Origin of the sequence: Streptomyces anulatus (assembly GCF_014650675.1) — a bacterium.
Lineage (GTDB): Bacteria > Actinomycetota > Actinomycetes > Streptomycetales > Streptomycetaceae > Streptomyces > Streptomyces anulatus.
The window spans coordinates 227,321-246,575 of the sequence record NZ_BMVK01000005.1 but is presented as its reverse complement, the minus strand read 5'-3'; the positions used below and the strand labels follow the sequence as shown (position 1 = coordinate 246,575).

19 protein-coding genes are annotated in these 19,255 nt (G+C 73.1%); 12 read left to right on the top strand and 7 right to left on the bottom strand.

Annotated elements, in window-relative coordinates; all coding sequences use genetic code 11:
- The first annotated feature begins 37 nt into the window (after window positions 1-37).
- The 3 genes from IE272_RS15230 to IE272_RS15220 all read left to right on the top strand — a co-directional run bounded on the left by IE272_RS15230 (window position 38) and on the right by IE272_RS15220 (window position 2,952).
- Window positions 38-463, top strand: coding sequence for an OsmC family protein (locus IE272_RS15230; RefSeq protein ID WP_018956892.1), 426 nt, complete (start codon window positions 38-40; stop codon window positions 461-463).
- A gap of 139 nt (window positions 464-602) precedes the next feature.
- Window positions 603-1,976 (top strand): alkaline phosphatase PhoX, encoded by a 1,374-nt coding sequence (locus IE272_RS15225; protein WP_190007076.1) that lies wholly within the window; start codon window positions 603-605, stop codon window positions 1,974-1,976.
- Between the two features lie 100 nt (window positions 1,977-2,076).
- The gene (locus IE272_RS15220; RefSeq protein ID WP_190007075.1) at window positions 2,077-2,952 is read left to right on the top strand and encodes a polysaccharide deacetylase family protein; all 876 of its coding nucleotides are present in this window, start codon (window positions 2,077-2,079) and stop codon (window positions 2,950-2,952) included.
- Window positions 2,953-2,978: 26 nt separating this feature from the next.
- Here IE272_RS15220 and IE272_RS15215 read toward each other — a convergent pair whose 3' ends face one another.
- The 4 genes from IE272_RS15215 to IE272_RS15200 are packed head-to-tail and all read right to left on the bottom strand — an operon-like array spanning window position 2,979 to window position 5,501.
- On the bottom strand, window positions 2,979-3,212 hold the full coding sequence (locus IE272_RS15215) for a hypothetical protein (protein ID WP_190007074.1): 234 nt from the start codon (window positions 3,210-3,212) through the stop codon (window positions 2,979-2,981).
- A gap of 8 nt (window positions 3,213-3,220) precedes the next feature.
- Window positions 3,221-3,889: an ABC transporter gene (locus IE272_RS15210; protein ID WP_190007073.1), complete on the bottom strand. Its 669-nt coding sequence runs from the start codon at window positions 3,887-3,889 to the stop codon at window positions 3,221-3,223.
- The gene (locus IE272_RS15205) at window positions 3,886-4,824 is read right to left on the bottom strand and encodes an ABC transporter ATP-binding protein (RefSeq protein ID WP_229897327.1); all 939 of its coding nucleotides are present in this window, start codon (window positions 4,822-4,824) and stop codon (window positions 3,886-3,888) included. Before IE272_RS15205 ends, IE272_RS15210 begins: the two co-directional genes overlap by 4 nt.
- Window positions 4,825-4,826: 2 nt before the next feature.
- The gene (locus tag IE272_RS15200; RefSeq protein ID WP_050357167.1) at window positions 4,827-5,501 is read right to left on the bottom strand and encodes an AIM24 family protein; all 675 of its coding nucleotides are present in this window, start codon (window positions 5,499-5,501) and stop codon (window positions 4,827-4,829) included.
- A gap of 71 nt (window positions 5,502-5,572) precedes the next feature.
- On the opposite strand from IE272_RS15200, the gene IE272_RS15195 reads away from it, so the two are divergent.
- From IE272_RS15195 to IE272_RS15175, 5 genes are all read left to right on the top strand, one after another.
- Entirely contained in the window at window positions 5,573-6,301 is a 729-nt protein-coding gene (locus IE272_RS15195; protein WP_190007072.1) for a peptidyl-tRNA hydrolase, read from the top strand.
- 202 nt (window positions 6,302-6,503) lie between these two features.
- The gene (locus IE272_RS15190; protein WP_179890675.1) at window positions 6,504-7,250 is read left to right on the top strand and encodes a DUF4142 domain-containing protein; all 747 of its coding nucleotides are present in this window, start codon (window positions 6,504-6,506) and stop codon (window positions 7,248-7,250) included.
- Window positions 7,251-7,371: 121 nt separating this feature from the next.
- Window positions 7,372-8,700, top strand: coding sequence for an MbnB/TglH/ChrH family RiPP precursor modification enzyme (locus IE272_RS15185; RefSeq protein WP_057666480.1), 1,329 nt, complete (start codon window positions 7,372-7,374; stop codon window positions 8,698-8,700).
- A 5-nt stretch (window positions 8,701-8,705) separates the two neighbouring features.
- Window positions 8,706-9,770, top strand: a complete 1,065-nt coding sequence (locus IE272_RS15180; RefSeq protein ID WP_190007071.1) for a TIGR04222 domain-containing membrane protein — start codon at window positions 8,706-8,708, stop codon at window positions 9,768-9,770.
- A 149-nt stretch (window positions 9,771-9,919) separates the two neighbouring features.
- Complete coding sequence (locus tag IE272_RS15175) at window positions 9,920-11,482, top strand: alpha/beta hydrolase (protein ID WP_190007070.1); 1,563 nt, start codon at window positions 9,920-9,922, stop codon at window positions 11,480-11,482.
- A gap of 160 nt (window positions 11,483-11,642) precedes the next feature.
- Here IE272_RS15175 and hemQ read toward each other — a convergent pair whose 3' ends face one another.
- On the bottom strand, window positions 11,643-12,371 hold the full coding sequence (hemQ, locus tag IE272_RS15170) for a hydrogen peroxide-dependent heme synthase (RefSeq protein ID WP_026290345.1): 729 nt from the start codon (window positions 12,369-12,371) through the stop codon (window positions 11,643-11,645).
- A 4-nt stretch (window positions 12,372-12,375) separates the two neighbouring features.
- Window positions 12,376-13,863 (bottom strand): protoporphyrinogen oxidase, encoded by a 1,488-nt coding sequence (gene hemG, locus IE272_RS15165; protein ID WP_056698394.1) that lies wholly within the window; start codon window positions 13,861-13,863, stop codon window positions 12,376-12,378.
- A 126-nt stretch (window positions 13,864-13,989) separates the two neighbouring features.
- On the opposite strand from hemG, the gene IE272_RS15160 reads away from it, so the two are divergent.
- Entirely contained in the window at window positions 13,990-14,991 is a 1,002-nt protein-coding gene (locus tag IE272_RS15160; protein ID WP_190007069.1) for a DUF4349 domain-containing protein, read from the top strand.
- A gap of 67 nt (window positions 14,992-15,058) precedes the next feature.
- Window positions 15,059-16,447: an FAD-dependent oxidoreductase gene (locus IE272_RS15155; protein WP_050357160.1), complete on the top strand. Its 1,389-nt coding sequence runs from the start codon at window positions 15,059-15,061 to the stop codon at window positions 16,445-16,447.
- 37 nt (window positions 16,448-16,484) lie between these two features.
- On the opposite strand, the gene hemE is transcribed toward IE272_RS15155, so the two are convergent.
- Window positions 16,485-17,582, bottom strand: a complete 1,098-nt coding sequence (hemE, locus tag IE272_RS15150) for a uroporphyrinogen decarboxylase (RefSeq protein WP_056698400.1) — start codon at window positions 17,580-17,582, stop codon at window positions 16,485-16,487.
- Window positions 17,583-17,674: 92 nt separating this feature from the next.
- Here hemE and IE272_RS15145 point away from each other — a divergent pair, with 92 nt between their 5' ends.
- Window positions 17,675-18,331 (top strand): DUF3000 domain-containing protein, encoded by a 657-nt coding sequence (locus IE272_RS15145; RefSeq protein WP_050357159.1) that lies wholly within the window; start codon window positions 17,675-17,677, stop codon window positions 18,329-18,331.
- Window positions 18,332-18,546: 215 nt separating this feature from the next.
- On the top strand, window positions 18,547-19,209 hold the full coding sequence (locus IE272_RS15140; RefSeq protein WP_003965521.1) for a response regulator transcription factor: 663 nt from the start codon (window positions 18,547-18,549) through the stop codon (window positions 19,207-19,209).
- The last annotated feature ends 46 nt before the right edge of the window (window positions 19,210-19,255 follow it).

Genomic DNA, 19,255 nt, shown 5'->3' with positions numbered 1-19,255 from the left:
GCCGTACCACCACGCACACCGTTCGAAGGGATCCAGCATGGCTACCACGCGTCAGGCGCACACGAACTGGGAAGGCAACCTGATCGAGGGCAAGGGGGTCGTCACCTTCGACTCCTCCGGCATCGGCGACTACCCGGTCTCCTGGCCGGCCCGCTCGGAGCAGGCGAACGGGAAGACGAGCCCCGAGGAGCTCATCGCCGCCGCCCACTCCAGCTGCTTCTCGATGGCGCTCTCCCACGGCCTCGCCGGGGCCGGTACCCCGTCGACTCGGCTGGAGACCAAGGCCGAGGTGACCTTCCAGCCCGGTACGGGCATCACCGGCATCCACCTCACCGTCGTGGGCGAGGTGCCCGGTCTCGACGAGGACGCCTTCCTGAAGGCCGCCGAGGACGCCAAGGCGAACTGCCCGGTCAGCCAGGCGCTCACGGGCACGACGATCACCCTGACGGCCTCGCTCGCCTGACCTTCCGGGCACGGCTGCTCCCATCGGGGCCGCCACAGCGGCAACACGGGGCGCGGGGGCGCGCATGGTTCCCCCGCGCCTCTGTGCGTGCTACACACGTGCGGGTCACTTCACCTGTCCGCCAACAGGGAGTCACCTCATGTCATCCGCACCCCGCACCACCGCGACCCGACGCCAGGTCCTGGCAGGCAGCGGCGCAGCCGCCGCGATCGCCTTCACGGGAGCCTTCTCCGAACTCTTCGCGGGCACGGCCGCCGCACGCGGCCACGACGGCTACGGCCCCCTCGTCCCCGACCCCGACGGCCTGCTCGACCTGCCGAAGGGGTTCCGCTACCGGGTGCTGTCCCGGGAGGGCGACCCCCTGCGCTCCGGCGAGGGGCCGGTACCGGGCAACCACGACGGGATGGCCGCCCTGCCCGGCCGCAACGGCCGGGTCCACCTCGTCCGCAACCACGAGAACCGGCACACCGCCAGGATCGGTGTACCGACCGTCGAGGGACTGACCTACGACCCGATGGCCAAGGGCGGCTGTACGTCCCTGGAGCTGGACGGCCGCAACAAGGTGCTCGGCGAGCGCGTCGCCATCGCCGGCACGGCGGTGAACTGCGCGGGCGGGCCCACGCCTTGGCGCACCTGGCTGACCTGCGAGGAGAACGAGGACAAGGCCGGGACCAACGGGTACACCAAGGACCACGGCTTCATCTTCGAGGTGGACGGCGCCGATCCGCGCCGCACCGGGGCCGTCCCGCTGACCGCGATGGGCCGCTTCCAGCACGAGGCCATCGCCGTCGACCCGAAGTCCGGGATCGTCTACGAGACGGAGGACGCGTTCGACAAGCCGTTCGGGCTCTTCTACCGCTTCCTTCCCGAGAAGCCGCTCGGCGGCACCGGCTCGCTCCGGGCGGGCGGGGCGCTGGAGGCGATGCGGGTGCCGGGCGTGCCCGACCTCTCCGCCGTCCGGGAGACCGGTACGAGCTTCGACCGGATCGAGTGGGTCCCCGTACCGGATCCGCTGGCCGCGGAGACCCCGATCCGCTTCCAGGACTTCGGCCCGAAGGGCGTCACGCACGCGCAGAAGCTGGAGGGCTGCTACTGGGGCGGCTCGTCCGTCTACTTCGTCTCCAGCTTCGCCCGCAGCGACGAGGGCTCGGCGGCCGACCACTACGGCCAGGTCTGGCGCTACGAGCCGAAGAAGCGGCGGCTCACCCTGGTCGTGATCTTCGGCCCGGACACCGACATCCATCTGCCCGGCGAGTCCCCCGACAACATCTGCCTGGCGGCCGACGGCGGCCTGATGGTCTGTGAGGACGGCGGCGGCGCGCAGCACGTGCTCGGGGTCACCCGGCGCGGCGAGGTGTACACCATGGCGCGCGGGCGGCAGAACATCGGCACGCCCGAGGAGCCGGAGTGGGGCGAGTTCGCGGGGGTGGCCTTCTCCCCGGACGGTTCGACAATGTACGTGAACTGCTACACGCCGGGGACGACGTTCGCGGTGACGGGGCCGTGGTGCTGAGGTAGCTCTCTCCACCGGGACGCCGGGACGCCGGAGCGCCGTCAGATGATATGACCAATTTGTCGGATATTTTCCGTGGGTGATCACTACTGCGCGGAAGATGACGACGCTGACGGTCCTGGGGGTGCTGGCCGGCGCCGCCCTGGCCGGGTGCGGGGGCGTGTCCCCCGCACCCGCTCCCACCCCCGGGGCCTCCACTCCCGGGGCCTCCACCCCCGCCGCTCCGGAGAAGCCGCCCACGATGGCCCCCGGCCCCGCGGGCCGCACCCCGGTCTTCGAGCGGAGACCGACGGGAGGGGGCGCGGCCGGCCGGCCGGTGGAGAAGGTCGTGGCGCTGACGTTCGACGCCGACATGACGGCCGATCAGGGCCCTCGGGCGGCCTCCGGCGAGCGTTTCGACAACCCGGAGCTGGTCGCGCTGCTGCGCCGGCTGAAGGTGCCTTCCACCGTTTTCATGACCGGGCGCTGGGCCGAGGAGTATCCGGCGCAGGCCAAGGCCATCGGCACGGACCCGATGTTCGAGATCGCCAACCACTCCTACAGCCACTACGCCTTCAGCTCCCCCTGCTACGGCCTGCCGGTGGTCGGCAGGGCCGCGATGGCCCGCGAGGTGGAACGTGCCTTCTCGGCGTTCCGGAAGGCGGGGGCGCGGAACGTGGTGCCGTACTTCCGCTTCCCCGGCGGCTGTTACGACGACACTGCGCTGCGCGCGCTGGCCCCGGCGAACGTGACGGCCGTGCAGTGGGACGTGGTCAGCGGCGACGCCTTCGCCACGGACGCGGACGCGGTGGCCGAGCAGGTGCTGGACGGGGTGCGGCCGGGCTCCCTCGTGGTGATGCACTGCACCCGCAGCGCCGCCCCGGCCACCGAGGCGGCCGTACGCCGGATCGTGCCGGAACTGCGCGAGCGCGGCTATCGCTTCGTGAAGGTGTCGGAGTTGATGGAGGACCGGCCCCGGGGCGTGCTGCGAAAGTAGCGCCGTCCGACCCCCTGGGCCTCTTCCTAGCCGGAGCAGGCCGTGCGGCCCGCCTCCTGCCAGGCGCAGACCGGGCAGAGCGTCGCGCCCTTCGTCGACTCCGGGAATTCGGTCGGCTCGCGGCACAGCACGCACTCGGCGTACGGAGGGCCTTCGGCAGCCCCGCCCGACGGGTCCGGTGCGATCGGCCCCGGGGTCTCGCAGTACGTGTCGTCCGTACCCGTGTCCGTGTTTGTCTCCGTGTCCGTCTCCACGCCCACGAGCCTACTCACCCGCGCCGGGCGGCAATCCGGCAGACGAAGAACGCCGCCGCCGCGGCGAGGGCCGCCGCCCCGAGCAGGGGCAGGACGGACGGCTGGACCGCCCCGGTCCGCGATCCCGTGACCAGGGCGGTCACCGCGAGGCGCGCCGGGGATCCGGTGGTCACGAGCGCGAGGAGCGAGCCGAGCACGGCCGCCGCGACGGACCAGCCCCGGTCGAGCGGCACCGGGCGGGTGCTGAGCGCCCCCACGGCCGCGCCCAGCAGCACACAGCACAGGACGGCGAGCAGGCCGGCGAGCGCGGCGGACGGCCGGGAGACGGCGCGGGCGCCGTCGTCGGTGACCGGGCTGCTGATGAACAGGACGACGGCGCCGGTCACCACGGCGAGCGCCGCCGCACAGCCCGTGGCGGTCAGCAGCGCGGCCAGGTGGACCCGCCGGGGCCCCGCGGCGGCCGAGGCGACCGTCCGGGCGGCGGGCGGCTCCTGGGCGACGCAGAGGTGTACGGCCCACGCGGTGACGGGCAGCACGGCGGCGGCCGCCACGCCGAGCGAGCCCAGCAAGGGCTGCCCGCTCCGCACGCCGACGGCGAGGACGGCCGCGTACAGCAGGAGGGGCGCCAGCCAGCGCTGGGAACGGGCGAGCAGGGCGGCCTGGTAGCGGAGGAGGGCGGTCATGGCGCTTCGGACACCTCGGGGGCCTCGGGGGTCCTGGCCTGTACGGGAGCCTGCGCGGGCACCACATTCCCGGCCGGCCTGAACGGTGCTTCCGCCGGGGCGACCTGCCGGATGTGCCAGGGCGGACGGGCCGTGAGCAGGGCCGCCAGGACGGCGTCGGAGTACGGGGCGGGGACGGTGAGACGTACGAGGCCGGGGACCTCGCCGGTCCGCCGGTCCCGGGCCGGGTCGCCCGGCAGGTCCTCGGGCAGCGGTGCGCCCGGCGGGCCCACGGCCTCGATCAGGACGTGGGGGCCGGAGGCGGGTCCCGTCGACGCCGGAGCCGTCACCCTGTGCACCCCGCCGCCCCCGGTCCGCAGGGTGAGGTCCGCCGCCCCGGCGAGGCGTCGCGGGTCGTGGTCGACGAAGACCACGGTGGCGCCCGCCGCGACGCGTTCCGCCACCGCCCGGTCGAGTTCGGCGCGGGCGGCGGTGTCGAGGCCGGTCCAGGCCTCGTCCAGGACCAGCAGTTCCGGTTCGGCGAGCAGCGCCTGGGCGACGGCGACCTTCTGACTGGTGCCCTTGGAGAGTTCGGCGAGCGGTGTACGGGCGTGGTCCGCCGCCCCGAACCGGGTCAGCCACTCCCCCGCCCGCCGCTTCGCCTCGGCGCTCCGCAGTCCGTGGATCCGGCCGAGGTGGACGAGGTAGCCGGTGGCGGTCAGGGGCAGCGCCGCCGGGAAGCGCTCGGGGACGTACGCCGTACGGGCCCGGCGGCCGGTGATCCGCCCCTCGGCGGGGGCGTCGATCCCGGCGAGCAGCCGCAGCAGGGTCGACTTCCCGGCGCCGTTGCCCCCTTCGACCCGGACGAGGGTCCGCGCGGGCAGCGTGAGGTCGACCCCGCGCAGCACCCAGGCGCCGCGGAGGCCGTACCGGTGGCCCACGCCCCGTAGGTTCAGGGTCAGTTGGAGGTCTTCTCGGGCCTGGCCTCGCTGGGCCGCACGATGACGAACCCCTCGCCCTGGAGCATCAGCTGGACGGCCTCGCCGGATCCGCCGCGCACCATCGAGCCGACGCTCTGCGAGCGGTTCAGGCTGGTCGTGAGCTGCTGGCTCCAGCCGACGACCGCGTCCGTGTCCACGTACACCGGCTGGGCGGCCGTCACGGGGATCACGATCGGGGTGCCCTCGCACATCAGGCCGAGCTTGCCGTAGCCCGTGAAGACGCTGTTGAAGAGGCCGCCGCCGACCATCCCGGCGCCCTTCACCGTCTTGATCTCGTAGGAGAGCGTGGGGTCGAAACAGAGGACGTTGCGGCCGTTGATGGTGATGGAGTCGCCCTGATCCAGCTCGACGATGAAGCAGTTGGCCGCCTCGTGCGCGAACCACGCCTCGCCCTGGCCCCGGACGGCCATGAGAGCCAGGCCCTCGCCGGTGACCGCACGCTTGAGCATGCCGCCGATGCCCTGGCCCTTGCGTTCGAACTGGAGGTTGCCCCGGAAAGCGATCATCGAGCCCTGCCGGGCGTGCATCTCGCCGTTGACGGCGTACTTGATCGATTTGGTGTTCTGCAGGGTCATGCCGGGGGCGGTGGCCGGCTGGGCCATGTGGTCGCTGGAAAAGAGATCGCTCTTCATGCGGAGCATCCTCACCCGGACCCGGTCGTTCCGCCAAGCAGGTGACGGCTTCGGCCTGGCAGACTGGGACGGTGACCAGCAATGACAGCCCCGCCCCCGTCCCCGAGAGCCCGTTCCACGACGGTCCGACCGACCGCGACCAGGCGCAGCAGTTCGTGCTGCCGCTGGTGCTCCACCTGGAGAAGACGGACCCGCCCGCCCGCACCGACGCACTGCGGACCGCCGCCCGTGCGGTGCTGACGATCCTCTCCGACGAGCGGTCCCTCGGGGACGGCGAGTGGGCCGGGGCGATGCGGGACTGGCAGGACGCCCGGATCCGTAAGGTCGTGCGCCGGGCGCGCGGCGCGGAGTGGCGCAAGGCCGCGGCGCTGGACGGCATCACGGTGACCGGCGAGGACGGCGCGGAGGTACGGGTGTTCCCGCCGATCCCGCTGGACGGCTGGCCCAAGGAGCTGGCCAAGCTCCAGGTTTCGGGCACCGATCTGGAGGACCCCGAGCCGCCCGCCGCGCCCGACCCGGCCAGCCCGGTGCTGTGGCTCAACCCGGATCTGGACATGTCGGCGGGCAAGACGATGGCGCAGGCGGGGCACGGGGCGCAGCTCGCCTGGTGGGAGCTGTCCGACACCGAGCGCAAGGCCTGGCGCGAGGCCGGGTTCCCGCTCTCCGTCGCCACCCCCGGCGCGGAGCGCTGGCGGGAGCTGACGGTGAGCGGGCTGCCGGTGGTGCGGGACGCGGGGTTCACCGAGATCGCCCCGGGGTCCTGCACGGTGGTCGCCGACCACCCGGCGCTGCGCCGCTGAGCGGAAGGCGTTGCCGAGCGGACGGCGTTGCTGAGCGGAAGCGGAATCGCCCGCGCCGCTGAGCATTTCTGCGTCCGTCTACGTATCTCCCGGTACTGCCGCATCGGCATTACCGCCAAGTAGCCTGCACAGCCGGTCGATTGGCGGTTGATTGACGCCTGTTCGATCGACGCTGTCACGCCTCGGCCCGGGAGACACCTTGTTGCGACGCATCAACGGAACGGCCCTCATCATCGCGGCGCTGGTCGCCACGCTCGGCGCGCTCGCGTTCCCCGTCTGGTCCTACGCGGACCGTTCGGGCACCGGCGAGGCGCATCTCAACGCCTCCAGCGTCGCCACCCAGTGGGGCCCGCTCTCCGCGACGGACCGGGACTTCCTGGTCAAGGTGCGGCTCGCCGGACTGTGGGAGCTGCCCGCCGGGCAGCAGGCGATCGAACGGGCCCCCAGCGAGGCCACGAAGGCCGCCGGGGACCACCTGGTCGTCGGGCACACGGACCTGGACCGGCGGGCCCGGGACGTGGCGGCGAAGCTCGGGGTGGAGCTGCCCAACCAGCCGACCGCCCAGCAGCAGGGGTGGCTGCGGGAGCTGACGGCGGCGAGCGGGGACGCGTACGAGCGGAAGTTCGCCAACATCCTGCGGGCCGCCCACGGCAAGGTCTTCGGCCTGATCGGCCAGGTCCGCCACACCACCCGGAACACGCTGATCCGGCAGCTCGCGAGCGACGCCAACCAGACCGTGCTGGACCACATCACCATGCTGGAGGCCACCGGCTTCGTCGACTTCGACGCCCTGGCGCGCGAGGCGGCGAGCGGGTCGACGGCCAGCCCCTCGGGCCCGTCGATGCCCCAGGACGGGCAGGCGCCGCAGGTCCCGCTGCCGGTGACGCCGACCGGTGACCAGTCCTTCACCTCACGCCCGGTGCCGCCCACGATGATGCCGATGCCGTAACGGGACCGGCGGTACGGGAACCTCAAATCCAGCTCTGAACGTCCCCTGGTCGGGTTCATCGCCGCGTGACGGGGCCATGACCCCTGGACAGAACGAGGTGAGCAGGGGGGACGGGGGCGTCATGGAACTGGGTATCGGTATCGGCTGGCGGCCGGAGATCGCGGCCGAGGTGGAGTCGCTGAGCGGAATCGACTGGGTGGAGGCGGTCGCGGAGAACCTCTGCGCCGACCACCTCCCGGACTCGCTGGTGCGGCTCCGGGAGCGCGGGGTGACCGTCGTGCCGCACGGGGTGGCGCTCGGCCTCGGCGGCGCCGACCGCCCGGACCCCGTGCGCCTCGCCTCCCTCGCGGCGCGCGCCGAGCTGCTGGGGACGCCCCTGGTGACCGAGCACATCGCGTTCGTACGGGCCGGGGGGCCGCTGACCGCGTCGCCGAGGCTGGAGGCGGGGCATCTGCTGCCGGTTCCGCGCACCTGGGACGCGCTGGACGTGCTGTGCGAGAACGTGCGGATCGCGCAGGACTCGCTGCCGGTGCCACTCGCCCTGGAGAACATCGCGGCGCTGATCACCTGGCCGGACGAGGAGCTGACCGAGGGGCAGTTCCTGGCGGAGCTGGTCGAGCGGACCGGGGTACGGCTGCTGATCGACGTCGCCAACCTGCACACCAATCACGTCAACCTCGGCCAGGACCCGGCGAAGGCGCTGGACGAGCTGCCGGTGGAGGCCATCGCGTACGTCCATGTGGCGGGCGGCGTCGAGAGGAACGGCGTCTGGCACGACACGCACGCCCACCCGGTGACCGCTCCGGTGCTGGAGGTGCTGGCCGAGCTGCGCTCCCGGGTCGACCCGCCGGGCGTGCTGCTGGAGCGCGACGACGCCTTCCCGCCGGCCGCGGAGCTGGCGGGCGAACTGGACGCGATCCGGGCGACGCTGCGGAAGGCAGCACCCCCGGCAGGCCCGCGTCCGGGCCCGGCTCCCGCGTCCGACGACAGCGCAGGCACCGGCGCCGGGACCCGTACGGCCGCCCCCACCCCCGTACCGGCCGGAACCCGCGACCGTACCGCCGTAGCACAGACCGCCCTGCTCTCCGCCCTGGTCGCCGGAACGCCTGCCCCCGAGGGCTTCGACCACCGGCGGCTGCGGGTGCAGAGCCGGGCGCTGGCCGCCAAGCGTGCCGACGTCGTCGCCAAGGTCGCCCCCGAACTGCCGGAGATCCTCGGCGACGGCTACCGCGCCGCGTTCCTCGCGTACGCCGGGAACCGCCCGATGTCCGGCGGGTACCGGCGCGACGCCCTCGGCTTCGCGGAGCACGTGCTCATCGCGGGCGGTCCCGCCGATCCGGTGGCGCAGCGCCGGCTGACGTACTGGTGGCAGGACCGGTCGGGCGCCCGGCCGCCGCGTCGTACCACCCGCCTGGTCCGGGCCGCCCGTGCCGCCCTCGTGAGGAAGTGAACGCCGTGAACGTGCTCGCACTGCTGGCGACCCTCGCGGTCGTCGTCTCATCGGTCCTGCTCATCGTCAAGGCGGTGGCCGAGCGGTCCCGCCGCCCCTCTCCGGGCCCAGGCGTCGCCCTTCACGACCTGTACGAGGTCGCGTTCCTGAACGGCGGTCCGGCCAGGGTCGTGGACACCGCCCTGACCGCCCTGCACGCGGACGGCCGGCTGGCCGTCGGCGGGCCCGGCATCGTCGCCGTACTGCGGGCACAGGCGAACGACCCGGTGGAACGCGCGGTGTTCCAGGAGCTGGCCGCCGCCCCGAACGGCGCCCTGCACGTCCTGCGGGAAGCGGTGATGCGGCACCCGGCCGTCCAGGAGGTCGGCGACGGGCTCGCGGCGCGCGGGCTGCTGGTGCCGCCCCACCGGCTCCGCCCGCTGCGGCAGTGGGGCCTGACCCAGGGGATCGCGTGCATGATCGCCCTGCCGCTGAGCCTGCTGCTGACGTTCGTCCAGTTCGCCACGGACGACTCCCTGGACTTCTCGGTCCCGTTCATCGTGAAGATGCTGCCCGCGATCGTGATCGGCTCGTTCACCGGGATGATCGTCGCCAGCTCCTCCGCAGGCCGCCTCACGGCGTCGGGACGCCACGCCGCCCAGTCGTTCCGGACCGTTTACGCCTACGTGGTGACCCCCGCCCATCTCGTCGCCACCCTGGGCCTGCGCGCGCTGCCGGACCCGGTGTTCCAGGCCCAGTTGATGGCCGCGGCACGGCTGAGCGCTCCGCGCCGACGGTCCTCCGCGCGCGTCGCCGGGTCCACGGCGACGGGGGTCACCGCCGTCGGCGCGACGACCGTCTGGTGCGCCGCCTCCGGCCCCGGCGGATCCAGTTGCGGGGGGTCCAGCGGGGGTGGCTCCGGATCGAGTTGCGGAGGCGGCTCCGGGTGCTCCTCGGGCTCCGGGTGCGGCGGCGGCAGCGGCAGCGGCAGCGGGTCGAGCTGCGGAGGCGGCTCCAGTTGCGGCAGCTCCAGCGGCTCCAGCTGTGGGGGCGGGGGCGGCGGATCCAGCTGTGGGGGCGGGGGCTCCTGAATCGGTCTCCCGCGACCTGAATCAGGTTCGCAGGTACGGTTCTTGAGCGTCCATCAGTGTGGATTCCGGCGACCCTCCGGGGCGGTGCTCGACATATCCGTCCGGCCGCCCGACTCTTCCTCTCCGCATCCGCAGAGAGGCCACCGCGCGTGAGAACTGCTGCGCTGTACACATCGATCGGCTCCCTGGTCCTGTCCGCCCTGGCCGCCGCTCCCGCGGGAGCCTGGGAGGGCCGGGGCACCGCCGAGGCCCGGGGCACCGCGATCGCCGCCGCCCGCGCCACGGCCGCCGGGATCGATTTCGTCTCCTGCCCGGAGAAGGAGATGCTCCCGGACTCCCTGAAGTGCGGCACGGTGAAGGTGCCCCTCGACTACGCCGAACCGGACGGGAAACAGCTCGAACTGACCGTCAGCCGCACCGGGGCCACCGGCCCGGCCGACGCCCGGCAGGGCGCGTTCGTCTACAACCCGGGCGGCCCCGGCGCGTCCAGCATCACCTTCCCGATGGCCGGGGAGCTGCCGGAGTGGAAGGAGATCGCCGAGGCGTACGACCTGGTCGGCTACGCCCCGCGGGGGGTGAACGGCTCCTCCGCGCCGCTGACCTGCCAGGACCCGACGGCGTACACGAAGGGCCCGACCGACGCGCCGACCCACCCGACGCAGGAGTACAAGGAGCGGCGCGTCGCCCGTGCGAAGGCGTACGCGGAGGGCTGCGCGACGCACGCGGGCGAGACGCTGCGGCACTACACGTCGCTGAACAACGCCCGTGACCTGGACGTCCTGCGGGCCGCTCTCGGCGAGCCGCGTCTGACGTTCATGGGGGCGTCCTACGGGACGTACTTCGGCGCGCTGTACGCGACGCTGTTCCCCTCCCACGTACGGCGCATGGTCTTCGACTCCGTGGTCGACCCCGACCCGGAGCAGATCTGGTACCGCTCGAACATGGGCCAGTCGCTGGCCTTCGAGAAGCGGTGGGAGGACTTCCGCCGCTGGGTGGCGAAGCACGACGACGTCTACCGCCTGGGGGACACACCCGAATCGGTGCAGCGGCACTACGACGAGGTGCGCGCCGAGCTTGCGGAGAAGCCCGCGGGCGGGAAGGTCGGGCCGGGGCAGCTGCACTCGGCGTTCCTGGGGGCCGGTTACTACGACGACTACTGGGCGATGCGGGCGACGGCCCTCTCCGAGTACGTCCGGGGCAACCCTGAGCCGCTGGTCGCGCAGGCCTCCCCGCGTGCGGTGGCGGCCAAGGACAACGAGAACGCGCAGGCGGTGTACACGGCCGTCGAGTGCAACGACGCGCCCTGGCCCGAGGACTTCGAGGTGTGGGACCGCGACCACACGGACCTGGCGCGCGTCGCACCGTTCGAGACCTGGGACAACGCCTTCGCGAACCTGCCGTGCGCCTTCTGGCCCGCGCCCCGGCAGCGGCCGCTGGAGGTCGGGACGCGGTGGGGCGAGCTGCCGCCGGTGCTGATCCTGGCGGCGGAGCGGGACGCGGCGACCCCGTACAAGGGGGCGCTGGAGCTGCGGAAGCGGCTGCCCGGGTCGTCGCTGGTGACCGAGCGGGACGCCGGGACGCATGGCATCGGCGGGGCCGGGAACACCTGCGTCGACGATCATCTGCGCCGGTATCTGCTGACCGGTGAGGTGCCGGGGCGGGGTGCGGACTGCGCCGCGCACCCGGAGCCGAACCCGGTGTCGCTGGACTGATCCCCCGGCGGGGGGCGGTACGGAGCGGGGGCCGCCGCACCATGACGGTGCGACGGCCCCCGAAGCCGAACCCGGTGTCGCTGGAGGAGCGGACGGCACGATCGGTGCCCGGTGCCCGCCCTTCTGATCTTCCGGGTTGGGGTGGTGCGGGACTCGCTGGTTATGCGAGCCCGGCCACCAGGTCTGCGACGCTCTTCCTGCGGCCCGTGTAGAACGGGACCTCCTCGCGCACGTGGAGACGCGCCTCGGAGGCGCGCAGGTGACGCATCAGGTCGACGATGCGGTACAGCTCGTCCGCCTCGAAGGCGAGGACCCACTCGTAGTCGCCCAGCGAGAACGAGGCGACGGTGTTGGCGCGGACGTCCGGGTAGCCCCGGGCCATCTTGCCGTGGTCCGCGAGCATACGGCGGCGGTCCTCGTCGGGCAGCAGGTACCAGTCGTAGGACCGGACGAAGGGGTAGACGCTGATGTAGTCGCGCGGCGTCTCGTCGGCGAGGAACGCCGGGACGTGGGACTTGTTGAACTCGGCCGGCCGGTGCAGCGCCATGTTCGACCAGACCGGGTCGAGGGCGCGGCCGAGCTTGGTGCGCCTGAAGAGGTTGTACGCCTCCTGGAGCTCGTCCGAGGTCTCGGCGTGCCACCAGATCATGAGGTCGGCGTCGGCCCGCAGACCGGACACGTCGTAGGTGCCTCGGACGGTGATGTCCTTGGCCGCGAGCTGGTCGAACAGCTCCTGGACCTCGTCGGCGTATCCCGCGCGGTCCAGCGGGAGCACGTCGCGCAGTTTGAAGACCGACCACAGGGTGTAGCGGATGACCTCGTTGAGGTCCTTGGCCTTCTTGCCGGCGTTCGGACTCTTGCTTGATGTCACAGTCTCAGGAGCACTCATACGGCTATTGTCCCGCCTCGCTCCCCGTGCCCCGAACCAGGGTCGACGTGGCGATGATCTCTCCCGCGATCTCCCCCGTGAGCTCCCCCGCGATCTCGTCGGCCGCCCGGCGCGCGCTCGCGATGCAGGCGGGGATGCCGACCCCGTCGTAGACCGCGCCGCAGACCCGCAGGGCGGGGAGCTTGGCGACCTCGTCGCGGATCCGGGCGACCCGGGCGAGGTGGCCGACCGGGTACTGCGGCAGGCCGCCGATCCAGCGGGTGACCTCGGTGTCCACGGGCCGGGCGGTGAGTCCGGTGGCCGCGGCGAGGTCGCGCAGGGAGACGGCGACGAGCTCCTCGTCCTCGCGGTGCAGATGGTCCTCCTCGCCGTACCGGCCGACGGAGGTGCGGAGCACGAACAGGTCGGGGGCGCTGTCCGCGACCCACTGCCATTTGTTGCTGGAGAACGTGGACGCCTTGATCGTGTGCCCGTCGACCGGCGGTACGAGGAAGCCGGAACGGCCGCGCAGGGCCTCGTGGCGCTCGATGTCGGCCCGCCGGAAGGCCAGGGTGACCAGGGCCATCGAGGCGTACTCGACGCCGGACAGCTCGGCGGACGCGGCCGGGGACTCGGCGGCCAGCAGGGTGCCGGCGGACCAGGCGGGGGTGGCCAGGACGATGCCGTCGGCGGCGATCGTCCGGGTGTCGGTGCGGACCGCCCAGCCCGACTCCGTACGGGTCAGGCCGAGGACGGGGGTCCGGTCGAGGATCTCGCCGCCACCGGCCCGTACGGCGTCGGCGACGGCGGCCGGGAGGGTGCCGATGCCGCCCTCGATGCCCTGGAAGACGGGGCCGGTCTGCTGCCGGGCGGCGGCCCGCTCCTGGATACGGCGTACGCCCTCCAGCAGCGGCCCGCCCTCCTTCACCGCCTCGAAGAGCTGGGGGACGGCGGCGCGCATCGAGATCCGGTAGGCGTCACCGGCGTAGACCCCGCCGAGGAGGGGCTCCACCAGCCGGTCCACGACCTCGCGGCCGAGCCGGTCGGCGACGTACGCGCCGACCGCGACGTCGTCGCCGACGGGGGTCGGGGTGAGGTCGCGCTCCTCGGCGATCCGGGCCAGGCCCTCGGGGGACAGCACCTCGCCGAGCACCGCCGGGTCGCCGGGGACGCCCATGACGTGCCCCTTCGGCATGGGGCGCAGCGCGTCGCGCGTCCACAGCGAGGCGGTGGCGGTGGCGGGCGGCTGGAGGCGGTCGGCGAGGCCCACCTCGCGGGCCAGGGCGACCGCCTCGGGGCGCCGGGCGAGCATCGACTCGGCCCCCAGGTCGACCTGGACGCCCGCGACCTCGCCGGTCATGAGCTTCCCGCCGAGCCGGTCCGTCGCCTCCAGGAGGGTGACCCGCAGTCCGGTGGCGACCAGGTGGTGGGCGGCCGCCAGGCCGGCGATGCCGCCGCCGATGACGACGACGTGGCCCGGGGGCGTTTCCGCACGCTGTTGAGAACGCTGCATGGGTCCACTCTCTCAAACCCGTTCCGCGTCCTGACCGTGACCACTTCGAAACCGCACACCGGCAACCGGTCCCGGAGCGGCCGCGTCGAACCGGCACCATCAACCACCGTCCTGGGGGGACCAGTTATGGAATTGGACAGCAGAACCGATCGATCCTTCGCCCGCGCCCGCGGGCGGGCCGCGCTCGCGGCCGGGGTGCTCGGCCTCCTGCTCGCCGTCGGCGGGTGCGGGGCGTCGGGCGACTCGTCGGGCAGCAACGAGAAGGCGACGGACGGGAAGGCCGCGCCGCGCGAGGGGTTCGCGGACGGGCCGGAAGGCGCCGGGGCGGACGCCGACGGGGCCGCGTCGTCGGCCGAGGACCGGGCGGACGGGAAGCCGTCCGGGTCGAAGGCGGCGCCGAAGCCGGGGGCGGCGGCCACGCACGTCATCCGTACGGCCACGCTCTCCGTCGAGGTGAAGAGCGTGCCGAAGGCCGTCGCCGCCGCGCGCGGTGTCGCGGAGGGCGCGGGCGGCCTGGTCGCGACGGAGAACACCGAGCGGCTCGACGACACCTACGAGACCTCGCACCTGGTGCTGCGGGTTCCGCAGGACCGGTTCCAGGAGGTGCTGCGGGAGCTGGCCGGTTCCGGGAAGCTGCTGTCGCGCACCTCGAACGCGAAGGACGTCACCGACCAGGTGGTCGACGTGGACAGCCGGATCGCCACGCAGCGTGCGAGCGTGGCGCGGGTGCGGGAGCTGATGGACCGGGCGGAGAAGATCAGCGATGTGGTGGCCCTGGAGGGCGAGCTGAGCAGCCGTCAGTCCGACCTGGAGTCGCTGCTCGCCCAGCAGTCGAGCCTGAAGGACCGCACCTCGCTGGCGACGATCACCCTGGACCTGACGCCGCCGGACGCTCCGGACGACGAGGGGCGGGATGAGGACGCCGGGTTCCTGGACGCCCTGGGCGGCGGCTGGGGCGCGTTCGTGACGATGCTGCGGTGGGTCGCGGTGGCGTTCGGGGCCGCGTTGCCGTTCCTGCTCACCGGGGCCCTGGCGCTGCTCGTGTGGCGGGCGCTGCGCCGTCGTGGGGCGGCCCGTACGGCCGCCCCGGCGGGCACGCCGGAGAAGGAGGGGACACCGGCGCCTTGAAGCGCACCAGCGCCGTAGCGTGGGGACCTGACTCGCCGGATCGGCGAATCGCGAAAGGGGACCAGGCATGGCAGCGGAGCGACTGGTGGTCATCGGCGGTGACGCGGCGGGCATGTCCGCCGCGTCACAGGCCCGCAGGCTGAAGGGGGCGGACGCGCTGGAGATCGTCGCCTTCGAGCGCGGCCACTTCACCTCGTACTCCGCCTGCGGCATCCCGTACTGGGTGAGCGGCGACGTCGAGGCGCGCGACGACCTGATCGCCCGCACCCCCGAGGAGCACCGGCAGCGGGACATCGATCTGCGGATGCGGACCGAGGTGACGGAACTCGACGTCCCCGGGCGGCGGGTGAAGGCGCTGGACCGGGAGAGCGGGAAGATGTACTGGACGGGCTTCGACAAGCTGGTGATCGCCACCGGGGCCCGTCCGGTGCGCCCGGCGCTGCCCGGCATGGACGCGCCGGGGGTGCACGGGGTGCAGACCCTGGACGACGGGCAGGCGCTCCTGGACTCGCTGGACGCCGTGGGTTCCGGCGGAGAGCGCCGCGCGGTCGTGGTGGGCGCGGGCTACATCGGCGTCGAGATGGCCGAGGCGATGCTCAAGCGGGGTTTCGAGGTGACCGTCCTCAACCGTGGCGAGCAGCCGATGGCGACCCTCGACCCGGACATGGGGCGGCTCGTCCACGACGCGATGGACGGGCTGGGCATCACCACGGTCAACGGGGCCGCCGTCACCAGGATCCTCACGGGTCCGGACGGCCGGGTGAGTGAGGTGGCGACGGACGCGGGGACGTATCCGGCGGACGTGGTGGTCCTCGGTATCGGCGTGGAGCCGGAGACGGCGCTGGCGCGCGGGGCCGGGCTGCCGGTGGGCCCGCACGGCGGGCTGCTGACGGATCTGTCGATGCGGGTGGTGGGCCACGAGAACATCTGGGCGGGCGGCGACTGCGTGGAGGTCCTGGACCTGGTGGCCGGCCGCACCCGGCACATCGCGCTGGGCACGCACGCCAACAAGCACGGCCAGGTGATCGGTTCCAACGTCGGGGGCGGCTACGGCACGTTCCCGGGCGTGGTCGGTACGGCGGTGAGCAAGGTCTGCGACCTGGAGATCGCCCGGACCGGGCTGCGGGAGAAGGACGCCCGTGCGGTCGGGCTGCGCTACGTCACGGCGACCATCGAGTCGACGGGGCGGGCGGGCTACTACCCGGGGGCGAAGCCGATGACGGTGAAGATGATCGCGGAGTACCGCACGGGCCGGCTGCTCGGGGTGCAGATCGTCGGCCGGGACGGGGCGGCGAAGCGGGTGGACGTGGCGGCGGTGGCGCTGACGGCCGGGATGACCGTGGAGCAGATGACGGCGCTCGACCTGGGGTACGCCCCGCCGTTCTCGCCGGTCTGGGACCCGGTGCTGGTGGCCGCCCGCAAGACGGTGACGGCGGTGCGGGGCGCGGGGAGCTGACGGCGGTCCCGGGGCGCGGGGCCCCGGGACCGCTCGCTCAGCGCGCGGTCTGCGTGTGCACGTACTCCACGAGCCGGGTGAGCGCGTCCGGGTCCATGGTCGGCATGACGCCGTGGCCCAGGTTGAAGATGTGGCCCTCCAGACCGGCGGCGGCGTCCAGCACCTCGCGGGTCTTCTCCTCGACGGCCGGGGTCGGCGCGAACAGCACCGCCGGGTCGAGGTTGCCCTGGAGCGCCTTGCCGGGGCCGACGCGGCGGGCGGCCTCGTCCAGCGGGACCCGCCAGTCGACGCCGACGACGTCCGCGCCGGCCTCGCCCATCAGGCCGAGCAGTTCGCCGGTGCCGACGCCGAAGTGGATGCGGGGGACGCCGTAGGGGGCGACGGCGTCGAAGACCTTCGCGGAGGCGGGCAGCACCGCGCGGCGGTAGTCGGCGGGGGCCAGGGCGCCGACCCAGGAGTCGAAGAGCTGGACGGCGGACGCGCCGGCCTCGATCTGCACCTTGAGGAAGGCGCCGGTGATCTCCGCGAGCCGGTCGACGAGGTCGGCCCAGAGCTGCGGGTCGCCGTACATCATGGCCTTGGTGCGCTCGTGGTTGCGCGAGGGGCCGCCCTCGACGAGGTAGCTGGCGAGGGTGAAGGGGGCCCCGGCGAAGCCGATGAGCGGGGTGGCGCCCAGTTCGGCGGTGAGCATCCCGATGGCCTCGGTGACGTACGGGACGTCCTCGGGGGTGAGGTCGCGCAGCCGGGCCAGGTCGGCGCGGGTGCGGATCGGCTCGGCGATGACGGGGCCGACGCCGGGCTTGATGTCGAGGTCGATGCCGATGGCCTTCAGGGGCACGACGATGTCGCTGAAGTAGATCGCGGCGTCGACCTTGTGGCGGCGTACGGGCTGCAGGGTGATCTCGGCGACCAGCTCCGGCATCATGCAGGAGTCGAGCATCGCGATGCCCTCGCGGACCTTCAGGTACTCGGGCAGCGAGCGCCCCGCCTGACGCATGAACCAGACCGGCGTGTGCGGGACGGGTTCGCGGCGGCAGGCCCGCAGGAACGCCGAGTCGTGGGTGGCGTGGCGGACCGCGTCGAGGCTGGCGGAGGTCGTCGTCTGCTGGCCCGAAGGGCTGTCGTTGGCACTCACGCACAGAATCTTCGCACGCGCGCCGAAGGAGCCCGGCCCCGCACGGGTGTCTCTCCCTGCGCGAGGCCCGGCTTCCGCCTACTCTTCCCCGCATGGCTCCGGCTCAGGGACAATTTTCCGATCATTCCGATGGCGTTGAAAGCAAGGACCGCGCGGAGGGTCCTTCCGTGCCGCCCGCGTTCCTGGCGGCGGTCGACGCTCTGCGTTCCGCGCGCCTGCGCCCGGAGCTGGAGGTGGAGGTGACCAGGCCGCCCCAGCGCCTCGCTCCGCACGCGTTCGCCCTGGAGGCGGCGGTGGTGGACGGCGAGGACGATCTCGCGGACGGCAGGCTGGTCCTGCTGCACGATCCGGCGGGGCACGACGCATGGCAGGGCGCGTTCCGGCTGGTGACGCTGGTCCGGGCGGAGCTGGAGCCGGAGATGGCGGCGGACCCGCTGCTGCCGGAGGTGTGCTGGTCCTGGCTGACGGGTGCGCTGGACGCGCGGGGCCTGTCGTACGGAGAGGCCGGCGGGACGGTGACACGCGCCGGATCGCACTACTTCGGTGCGCTGTCCGCGCGCCGCCCGGCGACGCAGATCGAGATCCGGGCCTCGTGGACGCCGAGGGAGTCGCGCGGCGGTGTGCCGGACACGGCGTCGCACCTGATGGCCTGGGGCGATCTGCTGTGCCAGATCGCGGGACTGCCGCCGTCCGATCCGGCGGACGCGGCGGTGGTGACGTTGCCGCAGCGGCGCGGGCCACAGGTTTAGTAACACTCCGTCACCCGTTTCGCACAAGCACCGGCTCTCTTTTCGTACAATCGATCGCGCGTCCTATTTGCCCGAATTGTTACGCATCAAATCGCGATCTTCCCCTAAAGGAGGACGGGTCCGCTGCCGAAGAGGTCAATGACCCTTCAAGCACGGTTCGCCCCCGGCTTCACCCCCCGAGCCGGCCCGTCCCGCCACTCCCCCCAGGAGGCCTGGTGTCCGTTCTCCTTGAGCAGCCCGCAAGCCTGGTCGCCTACCGCCCGAACAAGCCGACGGCCATGGTCGTCGTGGCCGACCCGCGCGTCCGTTCCACCGTCACCCGCCATCTGTGGGCCCTCGGAGTTCGTGACGTCATCGAAGCGTCGTCCATCGCGGAGGCACGCCCCCGCGTCGGCAACCCGCGCGACATCTGCATTGCCGACGTCCACCTGCCCGACGGTTCCGGGCTGACCCTGCTGTCCGAGACCCGCGCCGCAGGCTGGCCCAACGGTCTCGCCCTCTCCGCCGCCGACGACATCGGCGCCGTTCGCAACGCCCTCGCGGGCGGCGTGAAGGGCTACGTCGTCACCGGCACCCGAACCAACATCGGCCATCCCACCCGCCCCGGCGTCGCCCCCATCGGCGCCAACGCGGCCCGTATGCACCGCAGGCCTCCCGGCTCCCCGAGCCACCCGGGCGGCTACCGCGAACTGTCCGGACGTGAGGTGGAGGTGCTCCGCCTGGTCGCCGAAGGCCAGTCCAACAAGGCCATCGGCGTCTCGATGGGCCTCTCCGCCCTGACCGTCAAGTCCCACCTCGCCCGCATCGCCCGCAAGCTCGGCACCGGAGACCGTGCCGGAATGGTCGCGGTCGCCCTGCGGACGGGCATCATCCACTGACCGCACCCCGCCGGGACGTGCATCGATGCGCCTCCGGCTGGAATAC

Excerpts from the sequence above, each read along its gene's own strand:
- hemG (WP_056698394.1), bottom strand. The coding sequence starts at position 13,863 with ATGCAGCGTTCTCAACAGCGTGCGGAAACGCCCCCGGGCCACGTCGTC.
- IE272_RS15155 (WP_050357160.1), top strand. The coding sequence starts at position 15,059 with ATGGCAGCGGAGCGACTGGTGGTCATCGGCGGTGACGCGGCGGGCATG.
- IE272_RS15160 (WP_190007069.1), top strand. The coding sequence starts at position 13,990 with ATGGAATTGGACAGCAGAACCGATCGATCCTTCGCCCGCGCCCGCGGG.
- IE272_RS15225 (WP_190007076.1), top strand. The coding sequence starts at position 603 with ATGTCATCCGCACCCCGCACCACCGCGACCCGACGCCAGGTCCTGGCA.
- IE272_RS15185 (WP_057666480.1), top strand. The coding sequence starts at position 7,372 with ATGGAACTGGGTATCGGTATCGGCTGGCGGCCGGAGATCGCGGCCGAG.
- hemQ (WP_026290345.1), bottom strand. The coding sequence starts at position 12,371 with ATGAGTGCTCCTGAGACTGTGACATCAAGCAAGAGTCCGAACGCCGGC.
- IE272_RS15230 (WP_018956892.1), top strand. The coding sequence starts at position 38 with ATGGCTACCACGCGTCAGGCGCACACGAACTGGGAAGGCAACCTGATC.
- IE272_RS15200 (WP_050357167.1), bottom strand. The coding sequence starts at position 5,501 with ATGAAGAGCGATCTCTTTTCCAGCGACCACATGGCCCAGCCGGCCACC.
- IE272_RS15220 (WP_190007075.1), top strand. The coding sequence starts at position 2,077 with ATGACGACGCTGACGGTCCTGGGGGTGCTGGCCGGCGCCGCCCTGGCC.
- IE272_RS15210 (WP_190007073.1), bottom strand. The coding sequence starts at position 3,889 with ATGACCGCCCTCCTCCGCTACCAGGCCGCCCTGCTCGCCCGTTCCCAG.
- IE272_RS15145 (WP_050357159.1), top strand. The coding sequence starts at position 17,675 with ATGGCTCCGGCTCAGGGACAATTTTCCGATCATTCCGATGGCGTTGAA.